This is a genomic window from Leptospira ryugenii (assembly GCF_003114855.1).
GTDB classification, from domain to species: domain Bacteria; phylum Spirochaetota; class Leptospiria; order Leptospirales; family Leptospiraceae; genus Leptospira_A; species Leptospira_A ryugenii.
This window is the reverse complement of record NZ_BFBB01000002.1, coordinates 193,846-207,048: the sequence shown is the minus strand read 5'-3', so window position 1 is coordinate 207,048 and position 13,203 is coordinate 193,846. Positions and strand designations below refer to the sequence as shown.

Annotated in this window: 13 protein-coding genes; all 13 read right to left on the bottom strand. The window is 35.9% G+C overall.

Annotated elements, in window-relative coordinates; genetic code table 11:
* Window position 1: 1 nt before the first annotated feature.
* A complete protein-coding gene (gene hisH / locus DI060_RS01630) occupies window positions 2-679 on the bottom strand; it encodes an imidazole glycerol phosphate synthase subunit HisH (RefSeq protein WP_108973987.1) in 678 nt (225 codons plus the stop codon).
* Complete coding sequence (gene hisF / locus DI060_RS01625; protein ID WP_209451971.1) at window positions 676-1,542, bottom strand: imidazole glycerol phosphate synthase subunit HisF; 867 nt, start codon at window positions 1,540-1,542, stop codon at window positions 676-678. The genes hisH and hisF overlap by 4 nt, the downstream gene beginning before the upstream one ends.
* A 3-nt stretch (window positions 1,543-1,545) precedes the next feature.
* Complete coding sequence (locus tag DI060_RS01620) at window positions 1,546-2,208, bottom strand: PIG-L deacetylase family protein (protein WP_108973022.1); 663 nt, start codon at window positions 2,206-2,208, stop codon at window positions 1,546-1,548.
* Window positions 2,205-3,083, bottom strand: a complete 879-nt coding sequence (locus DI060_RS01615; RefSeq protein WP_108973020.1) for a formyltransferase family protein — start codon at window positions 3,081-3,083, stop codon at window positions 2,205-2,207. The genes DI060_RS01620 and DI060_RS01615 overlap by 4 nt, the downstream gene beginning before the upstream one ends.
* Window positions 3,080-4,228, bottom strand: coding sequence for a UDP-N-acetylglucosamine 2-epimerase (neuC, locus tag DI060_RS01610; protein ID WP_108973017.1), 1,149 nt, complete (start codon window positions 4,226-4,228; stop codon window positions 3,080-3,082). Before neuC ends, DI060_RS01615 begins: the two co-directional genes overlap by 4 nt.
* A 6-nt stretch (window positions 4,229-4,234) precedes the next feature.
* Window positions 4,235-5,512 (bottom strand): hypothetical protein, encoded by a 1,278-nt coding sequence (locus DI060_RS01605; protein WP_108973015.1) that lies wholly within the window; start codon window positions 5,510-5,512, stop codon window positions 4,235-4,237.
* Window positions 5,509-6,387, bottom strand: coding sequence for a hypothetical protein (locus DI060_RS18845; RefSeq protein ID WP_135354968.1), 879 nt, complete (start codon window positions 6,385-6,387; stop codon window positions 5,509-5,511). Before DI060_RS18845 ends, DI060_RS01605 begins: the two co-directional genes overlap by 4 nt.
* 545 nt (window positions 6,388-6,932) lie before the next feature.
* On the bottom strand, window positions 6,933-7,427 hold the full coding sequence (locus DI060_RS01595; protein ID WP_108973011.1) for a class I SAM-dependent methyltransferase: 495 nt from the start codon (window positions 7,425-7,427) through the stop codon (window positions 6,933-6,935).
* Window positions 7,428-7,463: 36 nt separating this feature from the next.
* Complete coding sequence (locus DI060_RS01590) at window positions 7,464-8,456, bottom strand: glycosyltransferase family A protein (RefSeq protein ID WP_108973009.1); 993 nt, start codon at window positions 8,454-8,456, stop codon at window positions 7,464-7,466.
* Window positions 8,457-8,461: 5 nt separating this feature from the next.
* Window positions 8,462-9,697 (bottom strand): class I SAM-dependent methyltransferase, encoded by a 1,236-nt coding sequence (locus DI060_RS01585; protein WP_108973007.1) that lies wholly within the window; start codon window positions 9,695-9,697, stop codon window positions 8,462-8,464.
* Window positions 9,687-10,679, bottom strand: coding sequence for a Gfo/Idh/MocA family oxidoreductase (locus tag DI060_RS01580; RefSeq protein WP_108973005.1), 993 nt, complete (start codon window positions 10,677-10,679; stop codon window positions 9,687-9,689). The genes DI060_RS01585 and DI060_RS01580 overlap by 11 nt, the downstream gene beginning before the upstream one ends.
* Window positions 10,680-10,685: 6 nt before the next feature.
* Window positions 10,686-11,744 carry a nucleotidyltransferase family protein gene (locus DI060_RS01575; protein ID WP_108973003.1) on the bottom strand — a complete coding sequence of 353 codons (1,059 nt, stop codon included), beginning with the start codon at window positions 11,742-11,744 and terminating at the stop codon, window positions 10,686-10,688.
* A 12-nt stretch (window positions 11,745-11,756) separates the two neighbouring features.
* A complete protein-coding gene (locus tag DI060_RS01570; RefSeq protein ID WP_108973000.1) occupies window positions 11,757-13,193 on the bottom strand; it encodes a hypothetical protein in 1,437 nt (478 codons plus the stop codon).
* Window positions 13,194-13,203: the final 10 nt, after the last annotated feature.

Genomic DNA, 13,203 nt, shown 5'->3' with positions numbered 1-13,203 from the left:
ATTAGTTGTGCACCCTTTCCATAACCATATCTCTGAATGACCGATAAATTAGTATACCTTTTTCTCCACTCTTTTCAGGGTGAAATTGTAGGGCAAATACGTTCTCGCGATGTATTGCCGAACAATATTCAAATCCTTCGTAATTTGTAAGGGTAAGTATGTCAGACTGCCTCTCCGGAATTGTATAAAAAGAATGTATAAAATACATATAATCGCCATTCTCATTCTGAAAGAGGGGAGAGTTTTCCCAAGCATCGGAATCAGATTCCGGCTTGATAATTTGATTCCAGTTAATCTGCGGAATTGGTAAATGCTTTCCAGTTGGGGATATCTTGGGAAATTTTGTGACTCTCCCATCAATGATTCCGAGTCCTTTCGTATGGCCAAATTCCTCGCTTTCTGTAAACAGTAGCTGCATTCCCAGACAAATTCCCATCAAAGGTTTACCAGAGGCAGCAAAATCACGGATCACTTCCACCAAATTGAATTTCATTAGGTTTTGCATCGCATCAGCGAATGCGCCGACTCCTGGAAGAATAAGGGCTGGTGCATTTAGGATTTCTTTTGGATCAGAAGAGATAGCGACGGGTAGACCGACCTTATTGCAAGCATGTTCAACGCTAAATAAGTTTCCCATGTCATAATCAACTATTATCGTCTTTGCATTAACTTGATTCATGTTTTTCTGCATTCAATATTTTTTTCGATTAGATACTCTTTGATTTCACTAATCCGAGTTTTCTCAAAGTTTTTATATGTCCGACCACTTTTGAGAAAATCTAGATTTCCTTCGGATTCAATTTTATATGTAGCACTATGCTTTTCAATGTACGAATAATGCAAGAGGCTTGCAATAGCAACTGAACTTACATTTGTCGAGTTCAATACTTCAGCAATATGCTCCCTCTTCCCACATCCACCATGCGCAATTACTGGTATGCCTACTTCTTTGCATATAGAATTTGTTAGTTGAATATCAAAACCCGTTCCTGTTCCTTCCTTATCGACAGACGTGATGAGAATCTCTCCTGCCCCGAGGCTTTCCACTTTTCTAGCCCATTCCAAGACTTCCACTCCAGTATATTCACGACCGTTATCAGTATAGGCTAGATAACGCCCATCAGGTTGCTTAATCGCCTCAATGGCGATCACAATTGTAGAGCTACCAAATTTCCTCGATGCTTGGCTTATCATCTCAGGATTTTTAATAGCTGCTGTGTTGATACAAACCTTGTCAGCTCCCGCCCTCAGGACATCGTTGATGTCATCGAGAGATCTTAAACCACCACCGACAGTTAAGGGGATAAAAACCTGCTTTGCTGTTTTTGTAATGATATCTTTGAGGCTATTTCGGTTGTAAAGACTCGCAACTACATCCATATATAGTAGCTCATCAGCACCAGACTCATAATAATAATCAGCGAACTGTTCTGGGCTACCGAGGACCCTTAATCCCTCAAGGTGGATTCCTTTTACTAGATTGGGTCCTTTTATATCTAGTCTTGCAATGACTCTCCGTATCATATATGATTTAAAAACCAATCCTTAGTCTTCAATTAACTTCAATATTTTAAAAGCTTCCGCATATCTGAACCCACACTGGCTACCCCTAAGAATTGCTAGCGATCTGATTGCGTCTTCACTTCTCGGGAAAGGATGTATTCCCATTTCAGATTTAAAGAGATTCATGATCTCAATTTTTTTTTCCAAGAATCCCGAGATATCATGAAAGTAGTTAGCTGAAAATGAATCTTCGTCACTGAAATTTGTTTCGGAGAGAATTTCCATTGCCATAACACGTTTTATGAATGGGTAGCGAAATGATTTTGTGGCAGATATTAGCGCATTATAAACTATTTTATGATCAGAATGAGGATCGTCTTTCCAAGGTATTGCGATCGATTCAGGTTCCCAAAGTTTAATCTTCTCCGAAATCTTACTTACTATTGTTGATGTCGGATATTGGTCAAGCTCTACCGGTTTTAAATCCAAACTCTCCCATCCATCAAAGTTGTATTGATCCACCACTTCTTGGATTTCCTTTTGTCTTTTCTCTACAAAGTCTTTTGGCCAGCCGTATTCTATCGAGGCATTAGTAATATTTAACCAATAAATAGGCTTACCTTGGGACTTCATTTTTAAGAGAGTCCCACCTGCACCTAAAGTCTCATCGTCAGGGTGAGGAGAGACAACTAACAGTGATTTCATCTAATGTAATCTCCCACTTTTAAATCGACAGGCAATTCATGTTCAATAAGTTCTATTGCCCCATCCCCCGTCTTTATGATTAAAGTATTATTTGAGCGCTCCAAAACTTTGCCGGGTTCTATGTTTAAGTTAGAATTTGCTAATTCTTTAACTTTCCAAACCTTATACTGTTGCTCTAGTATTTCCACATGAGAACCCACATAAGGCCGACTTAGCGCTCTTACTAAATTGTAAATCGCATTTGATCCCATTCGAAAGTCAATCTTACCGTCATTCGGACCCCTTTTCCTCCATGTGTTTGCTACGGAAGCATCTTGTTTTACACGTGGAAAATTTCCAGAGCTTAATTGAGGTAGAAATTCCTTTATTTGAGAAATAGCTACTTGTGTGATCTTATTGTATAAGGAAAGAGCATCGTCTTCATACTCTATCTTGATCATCCTTTGGTTTAGGATATCACCGCTGTCTGCTCCCTCATCCATAAAGAAAAATGTAGAAGCAGTTTTTGTTAAGCCCAAAACTAAGGCCCAAATGATGGGGTGACGTCCCCTATTGCGAGGTAACTCTGCAGGATGAAATCCAACAACACCAAGTGGGGCCAGTTGTAAAAGTTCAGTCTTTATCAGTGAGGACCAACCAAAACAAAAGATTACATCCGCTGATTTGTCTCGGATCCATCCAATTGTTTCTACACTATTTACATCTTTGGTAAAATGAAATGGTATCGATGATTTTACATTCGTTAAGTCAGCGTAGTCTGCATTGATGCCTGCTTCATTTTTTGTTACGATACCAACAACATTACCACCTAATTCAATGATAGCTTCTAATGCCGACTTAGAAAAAATTACGGAACCAATGAATATAATTTTCATGTTAAGTCAAAAAATTTCTTTTTTGTTTGTAAGCTAGTAACTTTCAGATGAGAAATGATACGATCAGTAGCCTTCCCATCACCCAAAGGATTTTTAAAACTTTTTAGAACTGCTTTGAATTCTGGACTTTTCGATTTTTTGATCGCAGATAAAATGGATTCACATTCAGGCAAACAATCAATCACAGATTCAGGTTTGAATCTTCCAGTTTGTCTATCACCTATATTAATTGTTGGTTTTCTAAAATAGGGCGCTTCTAAAAGCCCACTAGAAGAATTACCGATCACCAAATCCACAAAGTTCATCAGACTAAGATAATTTTTTTGGCCTAAGGAAGTAAACCCTGCCGATCTTTCTGGGAAACGACCTACAAATCTATCTATCATATCAATAATGATACGGCCATCGGTATCCGAGTTTGGTTTTGTAAAGACTATAAATGTATCATCTAATGTCTCGATTGCCTTTAATAGCTCACTAAATTGCTTCTCGGCAGATTGGTCTTCAAGAGTAACAGGATGAAATGTCACGATTGCATTTTGACTTTTAAAGCGAATGCCTAATTTTTCTTCCAATTCATTTTGGTTTAAAAAATCCATTGAGTAGATAGTATCTAAACCTAGTGCTCCAACCACATGCACTCTATTGGGCTCCTCACCCATTTGGATGATTCTCTTTTTGTAAGTCTCCATGGCACAAAAATGTAGATAGGACATTTTTGTAATCGCGTGACGAAAAGGATCATCTATTAGACCTTCTGTAAGTTCTCCACCATGGATATGAGCAATTGGTATCCTTGCCACTACTGCAGCTGATGCAAACGACAGAATCTCATAGCGATCACCTAAAAGAATTAATATATCTGGCTTCAATTCCTCAAAGCATTCCGAAGCACTAATCGTTGCTAAACCCATTGATTTTGCAATACCTGTCGGTGTGTCGGATGAGAGCACCATTTCTATTTTCTTTTGAATGGTGAAACCATCTTTCTCGATTTCCTTGTAAGTTAAGCCAAACTCATGAGACAAATGCATCCCAGTGACAATCAGCTGTAAGGTAAAAAATGGATCATTTTTTAAGCGATGCAAAAGAGGTAATAATAGGCCATATTCGGCTCTGCTTGCTGTAACAACGGCGACTTTCATAAAGAGTTATATCGAATGAATTGCTTTTGTGATTTTTTCGAGAGAATTTGGAAAACTTGGATGAAAGAAATCAATAAATTCTTCACAAGATATAAAATCCTTTTTTTCATATAAAAATTCTCGTAGTTCCTTACGTGATCGAATCAATTCAAGCTTACCATTTAACAAACTATAATCCCAATCAAGCGAATGTTCTGGTTCATAATTGATATAGGCTGACTGAGGATTAATATGTTTTGCCTCTATCAGAGCTTGCGAAGCTAAAGAAAGCACAAAACAAGACTTTGAAATTAGCTCTGGATTTGAGACAGTTTTACCATCGACTATTTGTATTCGATTAGATTTAAATGTAGGAAAGCCGTTTTTCAACTCAATCGGATGTGGTTTAACCAGGAGCAAAAATGAATCATCAATTGTTTCTAGAATCTCTTGGATATAAAAGTACGGTCCTTTGGGTCCAAAAATCCCTAAACTATTGCCATACTGAGAAAAAAAGGTAATGATCTTTGGATTTCTTTCGGGTTTCCATCGAAATTTTGCAAATGCATCCCAATAGGGAAAACCAACTTCATAGTATTTTATATCCTTGTTGGCCTCAAACTTTTTAAAGTGGCTTGCATTAATTTGATTCGGATACAGATAATATTCACAAAAAATCCGGTTTTGATTTACAGTTCCCAACGCTAAAAAATGATCAAATTTGAATGTTTTGATCCCAAGCTCTTTTGCTTTTTTCAATATTCCAATTTCTTCTGGATAGCGATCTCGTTGCGTAACTATTTTTTCGATTCCAGAAAGATCTATTCTATTATATAAATTTATTCCTAGTAATAATTCTGGAAGAGTTTTAAAGGAATAAAACTTTTTTAAATCATTCCCCAAAAGTAGCAGGCGCGCACAGAGTATCCATTCAAAGAAAATTCGAATTTTCGATAATATTTCTCTAGCGGAATCAAATTTCCATTCTATTCTGACTAAAGAGATGCCTGCATGTGCGGCAAGCTCGGAATCCTGACTAGCATTAACCTCGATTATCACTACTTTAGCTTTATCACTTAGGATTGGATTGAAACAAAAATGATAAATTATAGATCTTAACAAAAGGATCATAAAATATCCAAATTCTAATATTTCAGAGGTTCTTTTGAATTCTAAAAAGGCAACATATAAGTTCCTGCAAAAAGAAATATATTGAATGGTTTTGCTTTCATATCGACCATAGAGAGATTCAGTAAATCTATCATACTGTCTCCATCCATTTAGTATCCGATTAGCATATCTCATTTTCTATCTTTAATATTATTAAAAATAAAGTCAGCTAATAAGCTATTGCCCAGTTTCGACAAATGTCCATCAACTGTAAGAAAGGGGTAGTTTTCTAAAGGAGTTTTTGAGTCAACCGTTTTGATATACTCACGAAAAATAGGAATACTATTGAGAAAAAATATATTATTTTCAACGGCAAAACGCTGCAAATGCTCTTCTTCCACTGATGAAAAATTTGGAGATGGTAGTGGTTTATTCAGGGCCCTTTCAAAGTAGACTATCTCTCGATGTGGGAAAAAGATTATATATACTTTGGCTCCAATTTTATCGCTTTCTCTCTTAACCAATAGAAATTGATCCAACATACTCTTCCATTCTCTGGAATTTATAATAATATTAGGATCATCAAGTTTCTTTACTCGATCATATTCTGACTTATACCGAGAGAAATACGGTATCGTAAATTCGGTATTTCCTTCTACTTGTGTATTAGATAAACAGCGAGGATCGTCTGATAACCGAGGATCCACCATACAAGCTATATTACCATATTGGTTCAATAGATCTGGCAAGATAATGGAAGTTGTATAATAAATAATAGCGGTAGTTACGAAATGTACCTGATTTCTAATTTCGAATCTTCTATTCCTTTTTGCAATCCTGCCAATCGCGGAGGGAAGCTCCTGGTTCGTTCTATGAAAAAAAATTGATTCTCTTTCATAAACCGTAGGTAAATAACCTATCAAAACAAGCTTAGGTTTCATTTGTATACCAAATTTGCGAAAGTAACCTAGCCATTGAACAGGCGCACTACCTTGTACGCCTAAATTATAAGTTTTTAAGCCTTTTCTGTTAAGCAGGTATGGATACGTTTCCTCTAATTTGACTCCCATTCCCTCGGTGAAAGAATCTCCGAGCGAAATAGCATCGATTCTTTTCTCTTCTACGAGTCTCTCCTCGTTCTTGAATCCTAGAGAGTCCGTTTTCCAGCTGTACTCAAAGTCTGTGTCTGGGCCGTAATTTCCAGCTGACCTAACAATCGTGTTCCCTTTAAATTTAACAAAGGGTGTCTCTTCAAAATATTCTAAAATGCTTTCACTGGACTTTTGCGTTTTTGACCTATCATTTTTTAACAGAAAGTTTAAATGAGTGGGAATCAATGAGGGAAGAATCCCAAAAGTAATCTCAAAGAATGAAATTACAAAAAAAGTAGAAAATGTTATTAAGGCTAAATTTTCTAAATTTTGCTCGAAAAAGTTTGCGGCATATAGAAACAGACTAACTGATATTAAAGTGATACAAGAGATAGCAAAGTATTGCAAAAATTTAATTTCAGTAAAATCTTCAACTAGGCAAAAGTACGAAACCAAAGCTAAATTCAGGAACTGAACAAAAATGAAGGCTCTTTTTCTCATAAAAAAATAAATCGGACGTTATTTTACTTTCTTAAAGTAACGATCATACCTTGTTTTACATTACATAGAAAGTAAGATGCTAAATTCATTAGCCATTTTTGATACAAAAAGACAATTTTGGCAATCTTGTCATAGATAAACTCTAGTTTAACCATTTCAAAAACTGCTGAGGTATAATATGTTTTCCTCTTTCCTAAAAAAAAGTCCCAGGTAGTCTCATTGTAGAACGTAACATGTTGAGGATCACTAACAGAATGCCTATGATTCCAGTATACAACCTCGATGTGAACCTCTCCACCTTTCTTCAAAAGCCTATGGACTTCTTCCATCACCTTTATTGGAGAATTTAGATGTTCAATAATATTCAATAGATATATCTTATCGAAAGAATTTTCTTCAAAAGGCCATGGAAACTTCGACAAGTCATGCACAACATCAACTCCAGGCAATGGAGCAATATCCATTCCTATAGCTCCTTCAACTTTTGCATCGCCACAACCGACATCTAATACTTTCATAACTTTCCTTATTTAAATTAATATATAATAGTGAGGCTATTGAATCTTTTGTCTAAAAAAGACTTTTGTAATCCAATCCCTAATGTTTTTCCGGATCGATGGGCTAAACCAAAGATGGACAAGTCTGATCTTAAAATAACTTAAGTATGGCAACCATTCTGGATTGGTTTTTTTGGTCCAAGCTTTGAATTCAGACCAGTTCAATTCCCCATGTTCTAGAAGTTCTACAAAGTTAGGAATAATCCAAAATGCATAGAAGCGATTTGGTTTGAGATATTTTATCACTCCTCTTACTTGCATGTCGGCAGAACGAATGATTTCTTCTTTTTTCCTATTCACATCTATGGAAACATTCTTTACCTTGAGATCCATCCATTTGGAAGGACGAAACATGGTTTGGTGATAGTGAAAGGTATCTTCGACTTTTCCATTCTTATAACCACCTTTTTCCACAAGACTTTCAAACACGAAATCCTCTTGTCTGTACACATAGTCATCATCAATCGTATGTAAATTCTCTCGGAAAGCTTCTTTGCGGCCTATTTGGGTGCCGGCATAGGGACGAATATTATTTTCGCCAGGATAATCAACCATGATCGTATGCCGCATAGGACAACCATACCAATCAAAAGATTTCTGGTATGGCAACATTTTATCGAACCATTGCTCCGGCAAATAGACGTCCGAGTGAAAATAAGCAAACCATTCCGTCTCTACATTTTCGATTAGATTGCGAATGCAATATCCCAAAGATTTGAAGTTCTTTTGATCTAACACAACGACTCTAGGAAATTTTTTGGCTATATCTAGTGAATCATCAATTGCTCCTCCATCACCAAGTAACAAACGATTCACCGGTACTTCCCTATAAATAGAATGTAGATTTGCCTCCCAAAGTTCATTGGTATGCATAATCGGAATAATGACATCAATTGCATGCTCTGGATCATCTAAAAATCGATCCACAAGCTGATGCTCCTTATAATACTTTCTAAAAATTGTATTATATTTATCTGAGTGATCTTTCATCTTTTTTAATACAGTAGCTCTAGGTATGGTAAAGGGAATAGAAGCCTTCCACCTGATTGGAGAAACTCTCTTTCACGAACAACGATTGAATCTTTAAAATGCCAAGGAAGAACCAAAAATATATCTGGATTCATCTCACGCGCTTCCTTTTCCGAAATGATTGGGATCTTAGTTCCCGGTGTGAAACTTCCAAATTTATCGGGATTCACTTCTGCAATAAATGGGAGCTCCTCCTCTGTAATATTGCAATATTGCAAAATCACATTGCCTTTTGTAGAAGCTCCGTAACCGATTACTAATTTCCCTTCTTTCTTTTTTTCTATTAAAAACGATTTTAATTTTTCCCTGTACTCTTCAATCCTCTGATTGAATTCTTTATAAACCTGAAAACCGTTGATTCCTTTTGCTTCCTCATTGGCTAGGATTTGATTTACTACCGAAGAATTATCTGGGAAACTAGCATTATTTTTACAAACTAAAATTGAAAAACTTCCACCGTTTACCTTGTTCATTTCGATGCTGATAATTCTGAATCCAACTTTATCGGTCATCCATTTGATTTGTTTTAGGGCATAGTATTCCAAATGTTCATGGCAGATCGTATCATATGAGTTAGTTTCAAGCATTGAAAGTAGGTAACTTTGTTCAAAATACCAAACACCATTATCTTCTAAAATATCATAAATATCCTGCATAAATTGTGTTGGATTATCTAAATCGTAGAACATAGCAATGGAGGTAACTATCTTTGCCTTTCGATCAGGATAATGGTTTGTGAATGCTTTTTTACTGAAAAATTCAGGTATCAATCTAATGTAATCTGGATAGAAATTTTTAAACTTAATTCCAGTAGGATCAATCCCAACTAAATCAACATTTTTCGGGTATGCTTGCAGTAATGTACTATCGTTGCTCCCGATATCAAGCACAAGATCACCAGGAGTCAAAGAGATAAACTCACTAATTTTCTTAACGGTATTATTTAAATGGGCAATCATAGACTGATTCAAGCCAGAGCGGTAACCATAATTCTTACCATAAAGTAAATCTAGATCAAAGGAGTCTTCCAATTGAACTAAACCACAATGGTTACACTTTACTAATTTCAATCTCCCTTTAGGAATATCTTCTTCTCTTGATTTTGGGAATATACCTGTAAAATACTGCTCTCCTAGATCCAAAATACCAACCAAATCAGTTGATGAACAAATTCTACATCTATCTATTTTCTTAGATGCCATATTTTTCCTCGTTTAATCTATGTTTTCCTGTCATAATCATCGAATATATTTCAAAATGTTTGATTTGATTCTCTAAAGTGCAGAGCTCGCTCTCGTTTAAAGATAAAAAAGATTGTACCATTTGATACAATCCCGGTTTATAATCTAAGTCTTTTTGATTATCAATAGTAATTTCTTCTAAGTTCACAGACCCAGAGTTTTGCACGAATAGTTTTTCCATGGGTTTCAGAAAAAATCGTTTTGATTTTGTTATGATCTCGACTGACCATCGTCCGGGTCCAATCCAATTTGCTTGGTAGCTAAATAAAGCACCTTTTTCCGAGATACCTGATCCAACAAAATTAGATTGATCAGCCCAATTAACACTTGTTTCTTTAGAAAAAGCAGCCATTTGACTTGGCCACCCTCCTAAATGGAATGCAAGATCAATAACATGACTTGAATTAGATAGCAGCCAATGTTTCATCACTGAGGGTGAATAATCTTCAGGATTGATCAAATGCGTCCACTCAGTGAATTCAAAATGAAAAGATTCGACTGGCTCTACAGATCGAATGTAATTCTGAATAAAAGCAACTGAGGAATAAAAACGCCTATTATAGGCAATGAAAACTTTAGCATTCATTGCAGTTGCAAGGCTTTGCAATTCTTTCAACTCAGTCAGTTCTAAAGCTCCGGGCTTTTCAATTAAAAGAAACTTTATACCTGCCTTTAAGAGTTGTACAGAACTGGTGTACAAATTCTCTATGTTTACTGAGTTTATCGCAAATTTATATTTTGTTAGCTCAGCTACCGGAACCGATTCAATGCCACCAAGTAGAGGATGAACTCCAGTTTTTTCGAAAAATAAATCAGCTTTTGACTTCCCTCTTCCAAGATAAGTAGCCGAATATCCCAAGGTTTGCAAAACCTTATGGTATTCGAGAGCCATATAGCCACAGCCAATTACAAGAATATCGCTTTTTTCCTGATTTAGCGCCATAGGTTCTTATATACCTAGTTTCTTAAAATGCTCAACAGTTTGTCTATATTCTTCCCATTGGCCAAGATCAAACCAATTTGAATCAGAGTAATAGACCCCTACTTTGGCACCCTTAGTCTTTGCACGGTCTATCAAACTTGGCATATCAACTGCCTCCCCATCTCTAATCAAATCAATCACTTCTGGATTAATGATATAAAAACCTGTATTGATAACAAGTTCATAAGAGGGTTTTTCTTCCATGCTGAGGTAATCAACACCATTGGATTTGATAACACCATAGGGAATTTTGAAATTTTTTCGAAGTCCTAAAATAGTTACGGAAAAATTATTTTTTAGATGATAGTTGTAGAACTCTTCAAAATTTATATTTATAATGTTGTCACAATTAGCAACTATTATAGGGGTCTTAATATCCTTATCTTTAATCAGCTGAAGGCTACCACCTGTTCCTAAAGGAGTTTGTTCCTCTACGTAGCTTATCTCTGAAAAAGATTGGATATCGCTAAAATAGTTTTTTATGATATTCCCTTTATAAAACAACGAAAGAATAAATTTTGAAAAACCATACTTTGCAAACTCATCCATGATATGCTCAAGAATTGGTTTGTCGCCAAATGGTATCAGTGGTTTTGGAAGAATTTTTGTGAACGGGTCTAGGCGAGTACCAAACCCTCCTGCCAAAATAAACACGTAAGCGTTTTTCACAGTAAAGTGGGTCTCTTCTTTCTCTCGATTTACATAGATTCCAACCAACTTTCCCGCTTCATTTACGATTGGGATTACACTTATAACATGGCGATTTGCATATTCCTTCAACTTATCTTTGTCATAATCCATCTCATGAAAAGTAATGGGATGATGATTCATTGATTCTGCTATGGATTGGTTAAGATCTATTCCTTTCAAAAGAGCTCGTCGAATATCACCGTCAGTTAATGAACCAATCAATACTTGATTTTCGACTACAAAAACTATACCCAAAGTATTTGCGTCGATCTTAGCTAAAGCTGACTTTAGAGTTTCATTCTTCGTGACGGTGTGGTTTTCTGCTATTGCTATCATTTAATTACGGTGTTAAACAAATTTTTTTACGAGAGTATTTATCGCTGTTTCGATATCTGTAGATTTTTGCTTTTGATCACTTTTTATATTCAAATATTCTTTGATTTTGATTTCAGAGATTTCATCTTCTTTAATTACGCTTGCCATTCCCTCTTTAATTACATCCTCAAAGAAATAAGATGAATTTGAATCACAGATAAGGGTGTGCACGCCAAATTGCTGTGCCTCAAAAACTGTAGCCGACGAACTAGTTATATGAAGGTTCATACATTCGAGTAACGTGTAAAGCGGTAGACTATTTGCCAGGTCAGTCTCGATTTCTCCCGACAATTCACTAAGGGTGCGTAAAATTTCTTTCTCTTCTCGTTTCATATCAGGATGCAAACGTATCCAGAAGCGAACGTTTGGTATCCTAAACTCAATGATCTTTTTTTGGATAGGATGAAGTTTATCGTGAGGTTGAAGAGTAATCAAAACATTTTTCCATTGGGATTTGAAGTTCTCTTTTAGCTTCACTCTTGCGTCTTCAACCAAGGATAAACTTGATTCAATTTTAAAAAGACTAAGGAATGGATTTCCACCAACAATCGGTTCATGAACATTTGCAGAAGCTTCGGTCCACTCTCGAATGGCATCATAGTCGAATTTCGTCCAAGTCCAAAATACTCTTGGCAAAACCTCATAACCTGTATTTTGCGGCACATTGTGCCAAGAACCATATCCAAAATGGTATTTACCGGAAACCCCATGTTGCACATCAACGCTAGTTATTCCCAATTCACGGGAAGCCAAACAGATCGCCATTCCAAAAGGACCATAACTAGCATTCAAAAACACGAGTTTAGGTTTTTCCTTTTTTAAAATTTCTTTCAAGTACTCAGACCAATTTTTAATCAAAAGTGCCCGTTTTAGTAAGGAGCGAAAATCATTTATACTCATTAAATCGGAGTATTTTTTTAAATAGGAATAAAGATCATCCAAACCTTTGAGTTCATTCAATTCTTTCGGAAACTTTGCAAGGAACAATGATTTGATTGCGATCCAATGAAGGATAAAAGGAGACAAAATTTTTGATGGAAAGTAACGAGGGTAGCGAAAATCTCCGCGATATCCAGTTTCAAATACAGAATATGAAATTTGTTTCCTTTTTAAAAAATAACCTAGTGAATCAGTAAACTTATCAAATTTTCTCTGGTCGATAGTTTCCGTGCGAAATGTCGCACTTGTAAAAAATGAAATTGAGGGAGGATTTACAGAAACGTTCATTTGTTCGTTTCTTCTATCAAAGATTTTAATCTTAAAATACCCAATGAAGTCCTTCAATATATATAAAAAATTTTTGAAAAGACTAAGGGAGTGTATCGATCTTGAAATGTCATCTAGATAAGATATCATACCTACACGGACGATTGGCCAGATATGAAACCCATCATACTTCCAGTTGCTCACAGGAAATTTA

What these genes read in the sequence shown, in the direction of transcription:
- hisH (WP_108973987.1), bottom strand. Translation starts at nt 679, where the DNA reads ATGAATCAAGTTAATGCAAAGACGATAATAGTTGATTATGACATGGGA.
- DI060_RS01620 (WP_108973022.1), bottom strand. Translation starts at nt 2,208, where the DNA reads ATGAAATCACTGTTAGTTGTCTCTCCTCACCCTGACGATGAGACTTTA.
- DI060_RS01615 (WP_108973020.1), bottom strand. Translation starts at nt 3,083, where the DNA reads ATGAAAATTATATTCATTGGTTCCGTAATTTTTTCTAAGTCGGCATTA.
- neuC (WP_108973017.1), bottom strand. Translation starts at nt 4,228, where the DNA reads ATGAAAGTCGCCGTTGTTACAGCAAGCAGAGCCGAATATGGCCTATTA.
- DI060_RS01605 (WP_108973015.1), bottom strand. Translation starts at nt 5,512, where the DNA reads ATGAGATATGCTAATCGGATACTAAATGGATGGAGACAGTATGATAGA.
- DI060_RS18845 (WP_135354968.1), bottom strand. Translation starts at nt 6,387, where the DNA reads ATGGGAGTCAAATTAGAGGAAACGTATCCATACCTGCTTAACAGAAAA.
- DI060_RS01595 (WP_108973011.1), bottom strand. Translation starts at nt 7,427, where the DNA reads ATGAAAGTATTAGATGTCGGTTGTGGCGATGCAAAAGTTGAAGGAGCT.
- DI060_RS01590 (WP_108973009.1), bottom strand. Translation starts at nt 8,456, where the DNA reads ATGAAAGATCACTCAGATAAATATAATACAATTTTTAGAAAGTATTAT.
- DI060_RS01585 (WP_108973007.1), bottom strand. Translation starts at nt 9,697, where the DNA reads ATGGCATCTAAGAAAATAGATAGATGTAGAATTTGTTCATCAACTGAT.
- DI060_RS01580 (WP_108973005.1), bottom strand. Translation starts at nt 10,679, where the DNA reads ATGGCGCTAAATCAGGAAAAAAGCGATATTCTTGTAATTGGCTGTGGC.
- DI060_RS01575 (WP_108973003.1), bottom strand. Translation starts at nt 11,744, where the DNA reads ATGATAGCAATAGCAGAAAACCACACCGTCACGAAGAATGAAACTCTA.